This window comes from Stenotrophomonas sp. 05N423 (assembly GCF_056397145.1).
This window is the reverse complement of the sequence record NZ_JBFTMV010000003.1, coordinates 371,514-387,186: the sequence shown is the minus strand read 5'-3', so window position 1 is coordinate 387,186 and position 15,673 is coordinate 371,514. Positions and strand designations below refer to the sequence as shown.

Genomic DNA, 15,673 nt, shown 5'->3' with positions numbered 1-15,673 from the left:
AATGCGGGCTGGTCATGCCCGCTGCCGGACCGTTGGACAACACAGGAGCCGCAATCCATGAAAAACGAAACGTACAACCGCTGGTCGATCGGGCTGCACTGGCTGATGCTGCTGCTGTTCGTGCTGGCATACGCCTTCATCGAGCTGCGCGTGATCTTCGACAAGGGCACGCCGCCACGCGACCTGATGAAGAGCCTGCACTTCTCCATCGGGCTGTCGATCTTCGCGCTGGTATGGGTGCGGCTGATCGCCCGCGCGCTGACGTCCGCGCCGGCCATCGTCCCGGCGCCGCCGACCTGGCAGCGGTGGGCGGCCACCTCGGCCCATCTGCTGCTGTACGCCTTCATGATCGTGCAGCCGCTGATGGGCTGGCTGGTGCTGAGTGCCGCCGGCAAGCCCGTGCCTTTCTTCGGCCTGACGCTGCCGCCGCTGATGGCGCCGGACAAGCCGTTCGCCGGCACGCTGGAGGAAGTGCACCAGACCGTCGGTACGTTCGGTTACTTCCTGATCGGCGCGCATGCGCTGGCTGCGCTGGTGCACCACTACGTGCTGAAGGACAACACGCTGCGGCGGATGCTGCCTGCCGGTGGACGCCGTGCCAGCGCCGCGCCTTCCGACGCGCGCGGCGCTTAGCGGATGAAGCGTGCCGGCAGTGCGCGGACATGGCTGGTGCTGCTGTCCGTGTTCCTGCCGGGCAGTGCCACGGCTGTGTGCGCTGCCACCGCGGAGACGGCGCGGCAGCTGCGCTGCGGCAGCGTTCCGGTCGTGCTCGGCACGCTGGCCGAGGCCTGGCGCGATGGATTCGCGGCCGGGCAGGCGGGGGCCGCTGTCGCCTATCCGCAACCCTATGGACCGCCACAGGGACGACTGGATCCGCAACTGGCCGGATTCCTGGGCGGCGATCTCGACTTCGCCCTGCTGACCCGCGACCTCGCCGAGGCGGATCTGGCCACCTTCCGCCGTCACCATGGCGGCGACGCACCGCTGCGGCTTCCCGTCGCCGGCGGCAGCTGGAACCGGTTCGGCCATGTCGATCCGATCGCGGTGATCGTGCATGTCTCCAATCCACTGCAGTCGCTGGATCTTGCCCAGCTGGAAGCGGTGTTCGCCGGGGGGGGCGCGGATGTTTTCCGCTGGGACCAGCTGGGCGTGCAGGCGTGGCGCGGGCAGCCGATCCATCTTGCGGGGGGCGGCGCATGGCAGGCGGAGGAATCGGCCCGCGCGCTGTTCCTGCGACGTCATGTCTTCGCGCGTCCGGCGGACGCACGCGGTTGGCGGGCTGCGCCGGACAGCGGCGACGAATCGGACAACGTGCAGCGCGTGGCGGCCGATCCGCAGGCGATCGGATTCACCGGGCTGGGGCATCTGCTGCCGGGCACCCGCGCGCTGGCGATCGCGCCACGGCCCGGCATGGCGCCGGTCGTACCGGACCGTGAATCGGTGGCATCCGGGCGCTACCCGCTCGCACGGACGGTGGACCTGCTGCTGCCGCTGGATGCCCAAGGCCGCATCGATCCGGTCATGGCGCGGTTCGCGGCCTTCCTGTTGAGCGATGCCGGACAGGCGATCATTGCGGCGCAGGAGGCTTTTCTTCCGCTGGACGAATGCAGGCGCCGGCAGTCGCTGGCATGGCTGGCGGCGCGCCGGAACCCGCAGCGGCAAACGCAGTGCGCGGGGGAATGAGGCGTTCCGGCGCTGCGTCGCGATGCCGGACGAAGCGCCAGGGAGGCGGGTTCAGCGCCCGCCCAGCACCGCCTCGATGGCGGCGACCAGTTCCGGGTCCGGAACCATCCCCTGCACCTCGCTGCGCGCCCGCACGCGGCCTTCGGCGTCGAGCAGCACCAGTACGCTGGTGTGGTTGATGCTGCCGTCCTCGCGGAAGCGGTAGCGCACGTCCAGCAGGTTGGCGAGGGCGCGCACGTCGCCTTCGGCCGGGCGCAGGAAGCGCCACTCGTCCGGCGCGCGATGGCGCTGCGCGATCTCGGCCAGCGCGGCGGGCGTGTCGCGCACCGGGTCGAGGGTGAGCATGTCCACGTCCAGGCGCGCACGCTGGTCGGCCGGAAGCTGCTTCTGCACGGCCTTGGCGTTCTCGATGATCAGCGGGCACATCAGGTGGCAGTTGCCGTAGAACATCGAAACCAGTTGCGGGCGGCCGCGCAGCGACGCCCACGGCACGGAGTGTCCGTTCTGGTCGGTGAGCGCGACCTGCAGGTGGTACAGCGACTGGCCCGGCAGGGCGGCGGCCGGCGTGGCCGGCGCATCGGCGGCATGCAGCGCGGGCGGCATGCCCAGCGCCAGGCCGAGCAGCAGGAAAGCGAAGGGTCTGTTCATGGCTGGCTCCTTGCGCAGCGGAAACCGAGATTGCCCAGGGTGGCCCCGGGTTGAAGCGCGGACAGCAGCACGAAGCGCTTGACCACGCCGTAGTCGCCCGGGTCGTTGAAGGCCATGGCGCTGGCGCCGCAGTAGCGCAGGGCGTCGCCGTCCTCCTGGCCGCGGCGGTCGCTGTCGGCCAGCAGCGAGGCGAAGTCCTCGCTCCATTCCCAATACGCGCCATGCAGGCCGTGGACGCCGTAGACATTGGCGGATGCGCCGGCGGCGGCGTCGGGCGCGCGTGGCGTGCCATCGTTGACCTGGCGCAGGCGCCAGCCGTGGTCGCCGCGCGCGTCGCGGCGGGTGGCATCGGCGGCGGCCGCGTATTCCCATTCGAGGAAGGTCGGCAGGCGCGCCTGTTCCGCGCGGCAATAGGCGTCGGCCGCATACCAGTTGACGTGGGTCACCGGCGCCTGCGGGTCGAGGCCTTCGCCGGGCGCATCGGGTCGCGCCCAATGGCCGAGGTAGCCGGGGCTGGAGAAGATCGCCGGCACCCGGTCGCGCCGCCACTGCGGATTGCGCGCCAGGAACGCGGCGAACTGCGCGTTGCTGACCGGACGCGCCATCAGCGAGAAAGCCGCCACGTTGCGCGTGGCGGATGTCTCCTCGAAACGCACGGAGGAACGGAACGGCCCGCCGGGGATGTCGCGATAGCCGGTATCGGCCTCCAGGGCACCGGCCGCAGCCGGTGCCAGGAGCAGCAACAGGAAGAGGGTCCGTTCCATCTGCGTGGCCTGCTTACTTGTACTGGCTGCCCTGCGGCACGCCTTCCTTGTAGTCGATGTCGTGCTGCTGGCCCGTATAGATCTCCGGGTTCTTCTCGCCCTCGACCTTGAGGATGCCCAGCGAGCCCTTGTGGAAGGTGCGGAAGATGCTGTGGTCCACCAGCACGAAGTTGCCGGGCACGTCGGCCTTGAACTCGACGATGGCCGAGCCGCCGGCGGGGATCAGCGTGGTCTGCACATTCTCCTGGTACTTCGTGCCGCCCTCGGTATAGACCTTGTCGAAGATCTCGCCGATGACATGGAAGCTCGACACCAGGTTGGGGCCGCCGTTGCCGACGAACATGCGGATCGTCTCGCCGGCCTTGGCCGTCAGCGCCTTGTCACCCTGCAGCGAATCGACCGAGCCGTTGAACACTACATAGGTCGGGTGTTCCTCGATGGCCTTCTCCAGGCTGAAGGGCTGCAGGCCCGGCTCGCCGTGCGCGCCTTCGGTATAGAAGTCGCCCTGCACCACGTAGTACTCCTTGTCCACCGGCGGCAGGCCTTCTTCGGGCTCGACCAGGATCAGGCCGTACATGCCGTTGGCGATGTGCATGCCCACTGGGGCCATCGCGCAGTGGTAGATGTACAGGCCCGGGTTGAGCGTCTTGAAGGTGAACTGCGTTTCCTTGCCCGGCAGCGTGAACGTCGCTTCGGCGCCACCGCCCTGACCGGTGACGGCATGCAGGTCGATGTTGTGCGAGAAGTGCGAGCTGTGGTGGTTCTTCAGCTTGAACTCCACCGTGTCGCCCTTGCGCACGCGGATGAAGCTGCCCGGCACCGTGCCGCCAAAGGTCCAGAAGTTGTAGCTCACGCCGTCGGCCATGCGCATGTCCTTCTCGACCATTTCCAGGTCGACGACGACGTGGGCCGGCGTCTTGCGCGTGATCGGCGGCGGTGCGAACGGCGGCGCGGTCAGCACGGCCTGGATCGTTTCCAAGGGTGCCTCGGCGGCGGGCTTCTTCGCCGCGAAGGCATTGCCGGCGAAGGCGGCGGCGATGGCGCCGGCGAGTGCGCAGGCGACGAGCGGATGTTGCAGGCGCTTCATGACACTTTCCCGTGAATGGCCTTTGGCCGATGGGTTCATGTTCCCGGGACGCCCGCCCCGCAGCGTTGATCCTGATCAATCCATGCCGGCGGAAAGGGTGGAAAAGCCGGGCAAGAACGCACTGCTTGACTAATGTCAAAGGGCGCCACGCATGACGACGGGCCGCCATGGGAAGCAGGCTACTGCGCGGATGATTGCGGCTGCCAGGCCATGGCCGAGCGCCAGCCATGCCACAGCACGAACGCGGCATGGAGCCAGGCCAGCAGCACCAGCGCACCGGCCGCGCGCGCCAGTTCCGGCCACAGGCAGGCCGCGGCCAGCGCCAATGCGGCGGCGACCTGCAGCCACCACGCGTGCCGTTTCGGCGACTCGCCGAACAGGCTGCCGACGCCGGGCACGCGCGTGCCGCGCGGCATGCGCCGGCGCAGCTCGATCCACGCGAGAAAGCCGGCGATCTCCATCAGCATGCCCAGTACCAGCGCGGGAAAACCCACCGCCAGCACCAGCACGCCGGCGAGCAGGCCGTGGCCGGGCAGCAGCATCGCAGGCGCCGCACCCGCCAGCGCCGCGCCGCCCAGCGCCCAGAAGCGCCGCAGCACGGTGCCGCGCCGGTGCGGCGCACGCAGTTGCAGGGCGATAACCACGCAGGAGAACAACAGCAGCGGCATCGCCGGCAGGGCGCGCACCCGCGGCATCGGCAGCGCGACACCGATGCCATCGACGACCGCCGCCAGCAGCACGGCACAGAGCAGGGCCAGCCAGCCCCACAGCCACGGCGACGGAATGGAGCGCACGCCCTGCAGCATGGGCATGACCATGCTGCCTACCGCGGCCAGCAGCCCGAGCACCCAGCCCAGCAGGCCGAAGCTGGCGTGCAGGCCGGTGAGTGGCACGGTCGGGGCCAGCCACCCCAGTCGCATCGACAGCAGCGCGGCGCCCAGTCCGATCGTGACCAGCAGCGCCACGGCCGCCAGCCCGATGCCGCAGCGGACCGCCCGCGTACCGCTGCCACGCGCCACCGCGACCAACACCGCGCCCGCGGACACCGCCAACGTGCCGGGCAGCAACGGCGCGGCGAGCATGCCGCAGATCGTCGAATGTCCGGCGATGGCCGGCAGCAGCAGGGCCACGCCGAGGTTGAACGCGACGTGCAGCAACGGGACGCCGTGCGCCAGCGGCAACGGGCTACCCGCCGCCACCGGCAGGAACTGCACCAGGCTGCCGAGCATCGCGTTGCCCAGCACGCCCAGGGCGAAGACATGCGCCAGCGCGATGGTGGCCGGCGCATGCAGCGACAGCAGCAGGGCGTCGCCACCGGTCAGCAGCCATGCGCCGGCCAGCGCGCCCCAGAGCGGGGCGGTGGCGAGGAAGCGCAGCGGATGCGACGGCGGCGGCGCCTGGGCGAAGGCCAGCCCGCTCATGGGGCGGGTGGGACATCCAGCAGATGCCGGTCGGCGGCGTGGCAGATCACCAGGCATGCACCGTCGTCGGTGGCGCAGGCATCGCAGGCGAAGCCCAGCTGCTCCAGCATCGGCAGCAGCGGCGCGGGATACAGCGGCGTCAGCGCCACCAGCCGCTGGCCGGGCTGCAGGGTGTGCAGGCGGGCGAGGATGTGCTCCATCGGCTGCGGGGCAGGAAGGCCGCGCAGGTCCAGGCGCAGTGTCGGTGGGGGATCTAGTTGCCCAGCCATAGCAGCCAGCCCAGCGGATGGTGCGCCCGCGCGATGCCGTAGATCTGCGCGAAACACAGCAGCGCAGCGGCCACCAGCAGCGCGCGCGCCAGCGTGCTTCGCCCCTGCCGGAACGCGGTCATGCCCAGCCCGACGTAGGCCAGCAGGAAGGCGAGCTTGGCCCACAGCCAGCCATTGGCGAACAGGCCGGCGGGCAGGATGGTCAGCAGCATCAACGCCGCGGTCAGCAACACCGTGTCGATGGTGTAGCTCAGGTAGCGGACCGCGGCCAGCCGCGGCCAGCGCATGCCGGCCAGCAGTGCCAGCGCCCGCAGCGCGAACAGCGTGCCGCTGGTCATCGCCGCGCTGATGTGGACCAGCTTGATATCGGGATAGAAGACCAGCATCGCGCTCATCCCGGCCGCCCGTCCGCGCGCGGCGCGAGGTAGATCCGGCCGATCCGCGTGACCCACGGCGCCAGCGCCAGCAGCCAGCCGAAGGCGGCCGCGGCCTGCCATGCCAGGGCATCGGGCGCGATGTCGGCGACGATGCGCATCACCGCCACCACCTGCAGCAGGCCGAAGGCGAACCACGCCACCTTGGGCATCACCAGTGCCCGCCCGGAGTGGCCCTGTGTCACCCGCGTCACCATCGCCACCAGCAGGCTGCCGAAGAAACCGATGAACAGTGCATGCATCGGCGCGCGGCCCAGCACGAACGCGCCGCTGGCCAGGTAGGTGAAGCTCTGCACCAGGTACAGCGCGAAGGTGACTGGCAGCCAGGCGGTGCCGATGAACAGGACGGCGAGGATGCCGGGCATGCGCCCGCGCGGCCACCAGCGCCACACCGCGCAGCCGGTCAACAGCAGCAGGGGCACATCGGCCAGCCACAGCCACGCATAGCCATGCACCAGTTCCAGCCCCAGGTGCGCCATCAGCAGCGTCCACATCGCGCCCAGCCACCACAGCGGCCGCCACGGCTGGTAACCCGGCACGACGTTGCCGGCAAAGAACGGGAACATGCGGTGCGCCACGGTCATGTACACCGGCAGCAGCAGGCCGAAGCCGCCAAGTTTGATGCTGGCGAAGGCCCAGCTGGGCGGGGCGCCGAGCACGAAGGCGACGAACATCGCCAGCCCCAGCCAGCCCAGCACCAGCCCGGCGAAGCAGGAACGCGCGTGCCAGGTATGGCCTTTCTCGTCGGCCAGCAGCCGGCCCAGGGTGAACAGCGCCGAGGTCCAGCCGGCCAGCGCCATCCACAGCCCGACGGTCAACCCCGCCTGCCACCCGACCGCGCCCAGCAGGATCGCCAGCTGCCCGCCCATCAGGCCCAGGCCCACGGGCACGTAGCGCCAGCGCTCCAGGTCGGGCAGGCCCATCCAGCGCGGGAACACGGTCAGCAGGAAGCCGAAGATGAAACTGGGCAGCACCAGGTACTGCATCACGAAGGCATGCAGCCAGCCGGCGGGGATCGCCAGTTCCGGCATCGTCCAGCCGCCCCAGCGTGCCGCCGCCAGCCACGGCGCCCACCACAACATGGCCAGCAGCACGTTGCCGGCGCCGACGAAGAACATCAGTCGGTGCGGGGCGTGGGCGAGCCAGGCGGGTGAGAGGCGGGGAGGGAGCGCGGCTTCGGTTTTCATGGGAACAGCTTGCTACCGGGCGGCGGGCGGTGCCTTGACGTGGGTCAGGTTTGGGGGTGGTGGGCCGGAGGCCAGCTGGCTGTTGCCCTTGCCCTTGCCCTTGCTTTTGCCCTTGCTTTTGCGGTTGCTGTCGCTGTTGATCTTGCCCTTGCCCTTGCCCTTGGCATTTGACTTCCCCCGGCCGTAGAGCGAGCCGAGCACCGCAGCGGGACGAGGGGCGAAGAGGCGCACGTGTCTGAGCGAAGCGAGTTGTGCGCCGTCCCCTCGGCACGCGAGGAGCGCAGGGGACCGGCGGGCGCAGCCCGACGGATCGCGTCCCGGCCCGTGTTTTCTCTTGGTTACTTCTCTTTGCACGAGCAAAGAGAAGTAACTCGCGCCCCGAAGGGGGGCGAAAGCTTTTGATCCTGCTTCAGCTGTTCCTTGAGTTTTGGCTCTGAAAAGAAGCAAAAAGCCAAGGCTGAAGCTTGAAAGCAGAGCTTTCACTCCTGCTTCGCAGGAGCGAGTTACTTCTCTTTGCTCGTGCAAAGAGAAGTAACCAAGAGAAACACGCCCCTGCCTACGCGCCCACGGCACTGCGTGCCGCGGGTCCACTCCGCCGGCGGGATTTTTCGACGAGACATCCCTGTCTCGTCGAAAAACGACGTGCATCCATGCACGTCGCCCCTGCGGGGTCTTGTCCGTCGGCTCCGTCGCTGCGGAAGGGGACCCGAAGTCAAAAGCCATCAGCAACAGTCGTCTGGTTACCGTGCCCAGAAAAGAAGAGCCGCTTGCGCGGCTCTTCCTCGTTGCATCGTGCGCTATGCCCGATCAGGCCTGATCGACCTCACCCACCGGCAGCGCCGCCGCCTTGCGCGGCGCCACCCACAGGCGGAACACGAACCAGGCCAGCGTCACCGCACCCACGCTGAACAGCGTATCGGCCGGCACACGCATCCACACCAGCATGTCCACGATCGGCTGCTGCATGAACTCGGCCGAACGTGCATACCAGTAGCCGTGCTTGAGAACGGCATTGAGCTGCAGGATGCCCAGCGGCAACAGGGTGAGCGCGGCCATGCCGGCCAGGCCCAGGTTCAGCGTCCAGAAACTGATCTTGAGCAACTTCTCGTTCCAGATCACGTCGCCCTTGATGCCACGCAGGCAGAACAGCATCAGGCCGATGCCGAGCATGCCGTACACGCCGAACAGCGCGGTGTGGCCATGCGTGGCGGTCAGGTTCAGGCCCTGCATGTAGTACAGCGACAGCGGCGGGTTGACCAGGAAGCCGAACAGGCCGGCGCCCACCAGGTTCCAGAACGAAACGGCCAGGAAGAAGATGATCGGCCACTTGTAGCGGACCATCCACGGCGTCGCCTTGCCCAGCTTGTAGTTGTGCCACGCCTCGAAGCCGATGTAGGCCAGCGGCACCACTTCCAGCGCCGAGAAGCTCGCGCCGAGGGCGATGACCGAGTTCGGCGTGCCGCTGAAATACAGGTGGTGCAGGGTGCCCAGCACGCCGCCGGCCATGAACACGATGGTGGCGAACAGCACCGCTACCGTGGCGCTGCGTGCCTGCAGCAGGCCCAGCTTGACGAACAGGAAGCTCATCACCGCCACGGCGAAGACCTCGAAGAAGCCTTCCACCCACAGGTGCACCACCCACCAGCGCCAGTATTCGACCATCGACAGGTGGGTGTGCTCGCCCCACATCAGCGCGGCGGCATAGAACAGGCCGATGGCAACCACCGACAGGAACAGCAGCATCACGATGGAGCGGGTTTCGCCCTTGCGGGTCAGGGTCGGCCACAACGCGCGGCCCACCAGCACCAGCCACAGGAGCAGGCCGATGAACAGGAACACCTGCCAGAAGCGGCCCATGTCCACGTATTCCCAGCCCTGGTGGCCGAACCAGAAGTTGTATTTCAGGCCCAGCTTCTGCATCACCGCGAACCACTGGCCGGTGAACGAGCCGACTACGATGATGATCAGGCACACCCACAGGAAGTTCACGCCCAGCCGCTGGAACTTTGGCTCATGGCCGGAGATGGCCGGGGCGATGTACAGGCCCATGCCCAGCCAGGCGGTGGCGATCCACAACACCGCCAGCTGCGTGTGCCAGGTGCGGGTCAGCGAATAGGGCAGGAATTCAGACAACGCAACGCCGTAGGCTTCCTGGCCTTCCACCTGGTAGTGCGCGGTGGTCGCGCCCAGCAGGATCTGCACCAGGAACAGTGCGATCACCACCCAGAAATACTTGGCGGTGGCGCGCATCGACGGGGTGATCCTGAGTGCGGCCAGCGGATCGGTTTTGGGCAGCACCAGCGCCATTTCATCGCCATGGTTGGCCGCGTAGTGCCAGCCAAGCAGGCCGACGCCTGCGATCAGGAACAGCACGCTGAACACCGTCCAGATGAAGGCGTCGGAGGTGACCTTGTTGCCGACCAGTTCGTCGGACGGCCAGTTGGCGGTATAGCTGATGTCCGAATCGGGGCGCTCGGTCACCGAGGCCCAGGCCGTCCACCAGAAGAAGGCGGTCAGCTTCTGCCGGTTTTCGGCGTCGGCCACGGTGTTGTTGCGCATGGCGTAGGCCTCGCGCAGCTGCGCCGTTTCCGGCGCGTTGCCGAACAGGCTTTCGTAGTGCGCGGCAACCTTGGCGATGGCCTCGGCGCGATCGGCGCTGATGTAGATCGCGTCGTCGTTTGCGTCATAGGTATTGGGCCGCAGTTCCTGCTGCACGCGCTTGGTGTAGGCCGCCTGGGTGGCCTCGTCGAGCTGCTTGTAGCTGTCCACGCCTGCTTCGCGGCTGGCCCAGATGTCCATCAGGGTTTCGGCTTCGCGGTGCAACCAGTCCGCACCCCAGTCCGGCGCGACGTAGCCGCCGTGGCCCCAGATCGAGCCGAGTTGCTGGCCGCCGAAGGATTGCCAGACCTGGCGGCCCTTCTCCATGTCGGCGCGGTCGAAGACGACCTGCCCGTCGGTGGTGACCACCTTGGCCGGTAGTGGGGGGGCCTTGTGGTTGATCTCGCTGCCGACCCATAGCAGGACGGAGAACGAGACAATGAGCAAGGCGGCGAGCCCTGCCCATAGCTTGCGTGTTGAGTTCATGATGTGGCTCTCCTGGGAATACGGCCGCATCATCGACGGGGCTGTCCAGGGGCTCCATGACACAGGTCAAGCGTGGGGGTGATTGCGCTCTGGGCGGGTGCGGGGCGAGCTTCATGCCGTTGCCGTTGCCGTTGCCGTTGCCGTTGCTTGTGGTTTTGCTGCTGCTTCTGGCTTTTGGCTTCCCCGGCCGTAGAGCGAGCCGAGCACCGCAGCGTGCCGAGGGGCGAAGAGGCGCACGTGTCTGAGCGAAGCGAGTTGTGCGCCGTCCCCTCGGCACGCGAGGAGCGCAGGGGACCGGCGGGCGCAGCCCGACGGATCGTGTCCCGGCCCGTGTTTCTCTTGGTTACTTCTCTTTGCACGAGCAAAGAGAAGTAACTCGCGCCCCGAAGGGGAGCGAAAGCCTTTGATCCTGATCCTGCCGTTGCTTGGGTTTTTTCTCTGGAGAGAAACAACAAATCAAGCGAGAGCTTGAAAGCAAAGCTTTCACTCCTGCTTCGCAGGAGCGAGTTACTTCTCTTTGCTCGTGCAAAGAGAAGTAACCAAGAGAAACACGCCCCTGCCTACGCGCCCTGCGTGCCTTCGGCACTCCGGGTCCACTCCGCCGGCGGGATTTTTCGACGAGACATCCCTGTCTCGTCGAAAAACGACGTGCATCCATGCACGTCGCCCTTCGGGTTTTTCCCGCCGGCTCCGTCGCTGCGGAAGGGGACCCGGAAATCAAAAGCAGAGGAGCAGCAGCAAAATCAACGGCAACGGCTGCAATGACAAGAGCCCGCACGGGGCGGGCTCCAGGGGTCTTCGGGATGCGCGAATCCGTACCGCCAGGCGGACTCAGTCGCGCAGGACCGCCAGCGCCATCGCCTCCAGGCGCGGCAGGTCAAGGATCTCGACGTCGCGCTGTTTGATATGCAGCAGCCCCTCCTGCTCGAACCGGCGCAGCACCCGGCTCACCGTCTCCGGCGCCTGCCGCAGGTAGTTGGCGATATCGGTGCGGGCCATCGTCAGCTGGAACCGGCGCGGCGAGAAGCCGCGTGCGGCCAGGCGCCGCGACAGGCCGATCAGGAACGCGGCCATGCGCTCGTCGGCGCTGTTGTCGCGCGCGAACAGCGACGCCACGCCGATGTCGCGGCTCATCAGCTTGAACAGGTGCTGCTGCAGGTTGGGCAGGCGCGTGGCCAGCAGGGCGATGCGCGGGAACGAGAAACGGCACAGCATCACCGTGTCCAGCGCCACCGCGTTGCACGGGTAGCGGTCGCCGTGGATCGCGTTCAGGCCGATCACTTCGCCGGGCAGGTGGAAACCCAGCACCTGCTCGTGGCCGTTGCGGTCGGTCTGGTAGGTCTTGACCGTGCCGGCGCGGACCGCGGCGATCGCGCCGAACGGGTCGCCCTCGCGGAACACGTGCTCGCCGGCACGCAGCGGGCCGACGTGTTCGACCAGTACGTGCAGGTCGGCCAGCGCGCCCTTGTCCATGCCTTCGGACAGGCAGGCCTGGGAGAAGGCGCAGGTGGAGCAGAACGTGAGGGCGTCGCCATCGTCGGCGACGATGCGCGCGTCGGTGCGCGGGAAAACCAGCGGCGAACTCATTCGGGCACTCCCGTCGGGGTCACACCGTACGCGAGAAGCGCGGTGTCGCGGCGGCGGTATCGGCGGTGGGCAGATGGTTGTCGAAGCACATGGCGATGATACGCAACAGCAGCCGCCCCCGCGAGGTGGCCCGCAGGCCGTCCGCGGAGAGCTCCACCAGTCCGTCCTGGCGCAGCGCCTGCAGGCGTTGCAGCGCCGTGGCGAAGTAGCCGGTGAAGTCGATCACGTGGCGCTGTTCGATGTCGCGGTAGTCCAGCGCGCCGTCGCACATCAGGCGCTGGATCACGTCGGCGCGGATGACGTCGTCCTCTTCCAGGCGCATGCCGCGCCATACCGGCAGGTGGCCGCGGTCGATGGCCTGCTCCCAGCTGCCGAGATCGCGCGGGTTCTGGCTGAAGCTGGGGCCGATGTGGCTGATGGCGCTCACGCCCAGGCCGACCAGGTCGCTTTCGGCGTGGGTGGTGTAACCCATGAAGTTGCGGTGCAGGCTGCCGTTGCGCTGGGCCACGGCCAGGCTGTCGTCGGGCAGGGCGAAGTGGTCCATGCCGATGTAGACGTAGCCGGCCTGGCCGAGCTTGTCGATCGCGCACTGCAGCAGGCCGAGCTTGGCCTCCGGGCTGGGCAGTTCGCTGGCGTCGATGCGCTGCTGCGGGCGGAACATCGACGGCAGGTGGGCGTAGCCATAGATCGCCAGCCGGTCCGGACGCGCCTGCAGGGTGATGTCCAGGGTGCGCGAGAAACCTTCCAGGCTCTGCCGCGGCAGGCCGTAGATCAGGTCGACGTTGACCGAACGCAGACCGTATCGGCGGCAGGCGTCGATGATCGCCAGGGTCTGCTCGACGCCCTGGATGCGGTTGACCGCGCGCTGCACCTCCGGGTCGAAGTCCTGCACGCCGAGGCTGGCGCGGTTGAAGCCGGCTGCGGCCAGCTCGCCCACCTCGTCGGGGGTGATGAAGCGCGGGTCCAGTTCGATGGAGCAGTCCAGTCGTTGCGGTGCGGCGAAGGAGAAGTGCCGGCGCAGCACGTCCATGGCCTCGGCGATCTGCGCCGGCGCGAGGAAATTGGGGGTGCCGCCGCCGAGGTGGACCTGCTCGACGTCGCGGTCGCGGTCGAACAGCGCCGACATCATCGCCATCTCGCGGTACAGCCGGGTCAGGTAGGCGGCGCCGCGGGCGGTGTCGCGGGTGATGATGCGGTTGCAGCCGCAGTAGAAGCAGGGACTGGTGCAGAACGGGATGTGCAGGTAGAGCGACAGCGGACGCGGAATCGGGTCGCCGTTGCTGGTCGCCGCCATCTCGCGCAGGTCCGCTTCCTGGAACTCCGGCGTGAACTGCGGCGCGGTCGGGTAGGAGGTATAGCGTGGCCCCGGCGTGTCGTAGCGCCGCAGCAGCTCGGGATCGAACAGGGGAGACGGAGTGGCCATTGCGCCAGACTAGGCAGGCGCCGCAGAGTTGTCCTTGACGTGGGTCAACCGCGCCGCGCGGGGCCGCGGCGGAGACGGCCCGGGCGCCGGACGGCGGCGGGCTCGCCCTTGTCCGCCAAGGCTTCCGGGGCGCTGGCGGCCGGGGAGTGGCGGAAGCCGGTCGCCCGTGCATCCCATTTGATGAACGAGCTTCCGGACGGGGATGGACATGACGGCGATGCTGCAGTGCGATCACAGGCGGCTCCGCAAGCGGGGCGGGACATGAACGCCCCGCTCCTGCGCGAGCGCGCCGGCTGGCTGTCGCGCAACGTGCTGCCGCACGAGCCCATCCTGCGCGGCTGGCTGGTCCGCCACGTGCGCAGCCATGCCGACGTCGACGACGTGATCCAGGAGTGCTACGCGCTGCTGATGTCGATGGAGGACGTGGGCCATATCCGAGACGCGCGCAGCTACCTGTTCGTCACCGCCAAGTCGGTGATCCTGCAGGGGCTGCGGCGCGCCAAGGTGGTGGACATCGAGAGCATCGGCGAGATCGGGCGGCTGGAAGTGGCCAGCGACCTGCCGTCGCCGGAATCGCATGCCTCTGGCGTGCAGGAACTGCGCTACCTGGAACATTGCATCGGGCAGCTGCCCGAGCGCTGCCGGGAGGTGTTCATGCTGCGCAAGATGAAGGGACTTCCGCAGCGCGACATCGCCGAGCGCCTGGGCATCAGCGAGAACACCGTGGAAAAGCACATGGTCAAGGCGCTCAAGTACCTGGGCCAGGCATTGGCCGTGGACAGATCAACGACGGGTCGCCAGGAGAGGCGCGGCCCTGGGGGAAAGGAGGCAATCCATGAGAAATGAAATCAATGCGGTCGCTGCCGAATGGGTGGCGCGCGAGGACGCCGGCGCGCTGTCGCCGGCGCAGGCCGAACAGCTCGCGGCCTGGCTGGCCGCCGACAGCCGTCATCTGGGCGCCTATGCGCGCATGCAGGCGATCATGTCCAGCTGCGACCGGCTCTACCGCGGCGAGCAGGCGCCCGAGGTCGCGGACGACCGTGTCGTGCGTCCGCGGGTGCGGGCCTGGGCGTGGCGCGCGGCGGCACTGGCGGCATCGCTGGCGGTGGCGACGGTGGCGACGCTGCACTTCCTCGAGGACGGTGCCGACATCTACACCACGCGGATCGGCGAGATCTCGCACGTCACCCTGGAAGACGGTTCGGTGGTGACCCTGAACACGGATTCGCGTGTGCGGGTCCGCTTCGACGAGGGCCACCGCAACATCGAACTGTTGCGCGGCGAAGCCATGTTCGACGTGGCCAAGGACCGGCAGCGCCCGTTCGCGGTGGCGGCCGGCGGCACCCGGGTCGTCGCCGTGGGCACCAGCTTCAGCGTCAGGCGGTCGCCGGCCAGGGTGAATGTCCTGGTCCGCGAGGGCGTGGTGAAGGTGGACGAAACCGAGCAGCCCACGTTCCGCCTGCAGGCCGGGGACAAGGCCTCCATTCCCGAGCGCAGCGCGCCGGTGGTGGCGCGGGTGGACACGGTGGAGGTGCACCGCGAACTGGCGTGGCGCGACGGGATGATCGCCTTCAGCGGCGAAACCCTGCAGGAAGTGGCGCGCGAGTTCGCGCGCTACAACACCCTGCGCATCCGCATCGCCGACCCGGAGGTGGCCGGGCTGGAAGTGGTGGGCATGTTCTCGGCCACCGACCCGATCGGCTTCTCGCGCGCCGCCGCGCAGAGCATGCACCTGGACATGTCGCTGGGCGACAACGAGATCGTCCTGCGCGCCCGGGCGAAGAAGAAGGCGGCCACGGGCAGCTACTGACGGATGTCGGGGCACCGGCATCCGGCCCTTCTTCCCGGCGGGCGGAAGGACGGGAGAAATCCAGGCGGTTTCATCTGCGTTCGCTTTTGCCGGCGCTCCGCCGCCCTCTCCGATGGAAGGAAGAAAGCCGGGCAGGGACCGGCGCCGGCCGCGTGCCGGCTTCGCCTGTCGATGGGGGCGGTGGTAGCAGAAAAATATTTCAGGAAGCAATGGCGGAACGCCATTCCGGTTGCATCCCATTCAGTAGCCCCTGTCGTTGCGCCTCCCGTCGGACAC

General features: G+C 68.3%; 15 protein-coding genes. 4 read left to right on the top strand and 11 right to left on the bottom strand.

Features of this window, described 5'->3' with window-relative positions:
- Window positions 1–57: 57 nt before the first annotated feature.
- Both AC1DGW_RS08190 and AC1DGW_RS08185 read left to right on the top strand, forming a co-directional pair.
- Window positions 58–633 carry a cytochrome b gene (locus tag AC1DGW_RS08190; RefSeq protein WP_478021415.1) on the top strand — a complete coding sequence of 192 codons (576 nt, stop codon included), beginning with the start codon at window positions 58–60 and terminating at the stop codon, window positions 631–633.
- 3 nt (window positions 634–636) lie between these two features.
- Window positions 637–1,683, top strand: a complete 1,047-nt coding sequence (locus tag AC1DGW_RS08185) for a PstS family phosphate ABC transporter substrate-binding protein (RefSeq protein WP_478021413.1) — start codon at window positions 637–639, stop codon at window positions 1,681–1,683.
- Window positions 1,684–1,734: 51 nt separating this feature from the next.
- Here AC1DGW_RS08185 and AC1DGW_RS08180 read toward each other — a convergent pair whose 3' ends face one another.
- The 11 genes from AC1DGW_RS08180 to hemN form a co-directional block, all read right to left on the bottom strand.
- Complete coding sequence (locus AC1DGW_RS08180; protein ID WP_478021411.1) at window positions 1,735–2,331, bottom strand: SCO family protein; 597 nt, start codon at window positions 2,329–2,331, stop codon at window positions 1,735–1,737.
- Window positions 2,328–3,095 (bottom strand): SUMF1/EgtB/PvdO family nonheme iron enzyme, encoded by a 768-nt coding sequence (locus tag AC1DGW_RS08175; protein WP_478021409.1) that lies wholly within the window; start codon window positions 3,093–3,095, stop codon window positions 2,328–2,330. The genes AC1DGW_RS08180 and AC1DGW_RS08175 overlap by 4 nt, the downstream gene beginning before the upstream one ends.
- 13 nt (window positions 3,096–3,108) lie before the next feature.
- Window positions 3,109–4,182: a copper-containing nitrite reductase gene (gene nirK, locus AC1DGW_RS08170; RefSeq protein ID WP_478021407.1), complete on the bottom strand. Its 1,074-nt coding sequence runs from the start codon at window positions 4,180–4,182 to the stop codon at window positions 3,109–3,111.
- 179 nt (window positions 4,183–4,361) lie between these two features.
- Complete coding sequence (locus AC1DGW_RS08165) at window positions 4,362–5,603, bottom strand: hypothetical protein (RefSeq protein WP_478021405.1); 1,242 nt, start codon at window positions 5,601–5,603, stop codon at window positions 4,362–4,364.
- Window positions 5,600–5,872, bottom strand: a complete 273-nt coding sequence (locus AC1DGW_RS08160; protein ID WP_478021403.1) for a DUF2249 domain-containing protein — start codon at window positions 5,870–5,872, stop codon at window positions 5,600–5,602. Before AC1DGW_RS08160 ends, AC1DGW_RS08165 begins: the two co-directional genes overlap by 4 nt.
- Window positions 5,857–6,267, bottom strand: coding sequence for a SirB2 family protein (locus tag AC1DGW_RS08155; protein WP_478021401.1), 411 nt, complete (start codon window positions 6,265–6,267; stop codon window positions 5,857–5,859). Before AC1DGW_RS08155 ends, AC1DGW_RS08160 begins: the two co-directional genes overlap by 16 nt.
- On the bottom strand, window positions 6,264–7,493 hold the full coding sequence (locus AC1DGW_RS08150; RefSeq protein ID WP_478021399.1) for an NnrS family protein: 1,230 nt from the start codon (window positions 7,491–7,493) through the stop codon (window positions 6,264–6,266). Before AC1DGW_RS08150 ends, AC1DGW_RS08155 begins: the two co-directional genes overlap by 4 nt.
- A 12-nt stretch (window positions 7,494–7,505) precedes the next feature.
- A complete protein-coding gene (locus AC1DGW_RS08145) occupies window positions 7,506–7,976 on the bottom strand; it encodes a hypothetical protein (protein WP_478021397.1) in 471 nt (156 codons plus the stop codon).
- 324 nt (window positions 7,977–8,300) lie between these two features.
- Window positions 8,301–10,577 (bottom strand): nitric-oxide reductase large subunit, encoded by a 2,277-nt coding sequence (locus AC1DGW_RS08140; RefSeq protein ID WP_478021395.1) that lies wholly within the window; start codon window positions 10,575–10,577, stop codon window positions 8,301–8,303.
- Window positions 10,578–11,408: 831 nt separating this feature from the next.
- On the bottom strand, window positions 11,409–12,164 hold the full coding sequence (locus AC1DGW_RS08135; RefSeq protein WP_273081154.1) for a helix-turn-helix domain-containing protein: 756 nt from the start codon (window positions 12,162–12,164) through the stop codon (window positions 11,409–11,411).
- A 19-nt stretch (window positions 12,165–12,183) separates the two neighbouring features.
- Window positions 12,184–13,587 carry an oxygen-independent coproporphyrinogen III oxidase gene (gene hemN / locus AC1DGW_RS08130; protein ID WP_478021393.1) on the bottom strand — a complete coding sequence of 468 codons (1,404 nt, stop codon included), beginning with the start codon at window positions 13,585–13,587 and terminating at the stop codon, window positions 12,184–12,186.
- Window positions 13,588–13,848: 261 nt separating this feature from the next.
- Between hemN and AC1DGW_RS08125 the strand changes: the two genes are divergently transcribed.
- Window positions 13,849–14,433, top strand: a complete 585-nt coding sequence (locus tag AC1DGW_RS08125) for an RNA polymerase sigma factor (protein ID WP_478021391.1) — start codon at window positions 13,849–13,851, stop codon at window positions 14,431–14,433.
- Window positions 14,423–15,397 (top strand): FecR family protein, encoded by a 975-nt coding sequence (locus AC1DGW_RS08120; protein ID WP_478021389.1) that lies wholly within the window; start codon window positions 14,423–14,425, stop codon window positions 15,395–15,397. The genes AC1DGW_RS08125 and AC1DGW_RS08120 overlap by 11 nt, the downstream gene beginning before the upstream one ends.
- Window positions 15,398–15,673: the final 276 nt, after the last annotated feature.

Excerpts from the sequence above, each read along its gene's own strand:
- AC1DGW_RS08190 (WP_478021415.1), top strand. The coding sequence starts at position 58 with ATGAAAAACGAAACGTACAACCGCTGGTCGATCGGGCTGCACTGGCTG.
- AC1DGW_RS08185 (WP_478021413.1), top strand. The coding sequence starts at position 637 with ATGAAGCGTGCCGGCAGTGCGCGGACATGGCTGGTGCTGCTGTCCGTG.
- AC1DGW_RS08180 (WP_478021411.1), bottom strand. The coding sequence starts at position 2,331 with ATGAACAGACCCTTCGCTTTCCTGCTGCTCGGCCTGGCGCTGGGCATG.
- AC1DGW_RS08175 (WP_478021409.1), bottom strand. The coding sequence starts at position 3,095 with ATGGAACGGACCCTCTTCCTGTTGCTGCTCCTGGCACCGGCTGCGGCC.
- nirK (WP_478021407.1), bottom strand. The coding sequence starts at position 4,182 with ATGAAGCGCCTGCAACATCCGCTCGTCGCCTGCGCACTCGCCGGCGCC.
- AC1DGW_RS08165 (WP_478021405.1), bottom strand. The coding sequence starts at position 5,603 with ATGAGCGGGCTGGCCTTCGCCCAGGCGCCGCCGCCGTCGCATCCGCTG.
- AC1DGW_RS08160 (WP_478021403.1), bottom strand. The coding sequence starts at position 5,872 with ATGGCTGGGCAACTAGATCCCCCACCGACACTGCGCCTGGACCTGCGC.
- AC1DGW_RS08155 (WP_478021401.1), bottom strand. The coding sequence starts at position 6,267 with ATGAGCGCGATGCTGGTCTTCTATCCCGATATCAAGCTGGTCCACATC.
- AC1DGW_RS08150 (WP_478021399.1), bottom strand. The coding sequence starts at position 7,493 with ATGAAAACCGAAGCCGCGCTCCCTCCCCGCCTCTCACCCGCCTGGCTC.
- AC1DGW_RS08140 (WP_478021395.1), bottom strand. The coding sequence starts at position 10,577 with ATGAACTCAACACGCAAGCTATGGGCAGGGCTCGCCGCCTTGCTCATT.
- AC1DGW_RS08135 (WP_273081154.1), bottom strand. The coding sequence starts at position 12,164 with ATGAGTTCGCCGCTGGTTTTCCCGCGCACCGACGCGCGCATCGTCGCC.
- hemN (WP_478021393.1), bottom strand. The coding sequence starts at position 13,587 with ATGGCCACTCCGTCTCCCCTGTTCGATCCCGAGCTGCTGCGGCGCTAC.
- AC1DGW_RS08125 (WP_478021391.1), top strand. The coding sequence starts at position 13,849 with ATGAACGCCCCGCTCCTGCGCGAGCGCGCCGGCTGGCTGTCGCGCAAC.
- AC1DGW_RS08120 (WP_478021389.1), top strand. The coding sequence starts at position 14,423 with ATGAGAAATGAAATCAATGCGGTCGCTGCCGAATGGGTGGCGCGCGAG.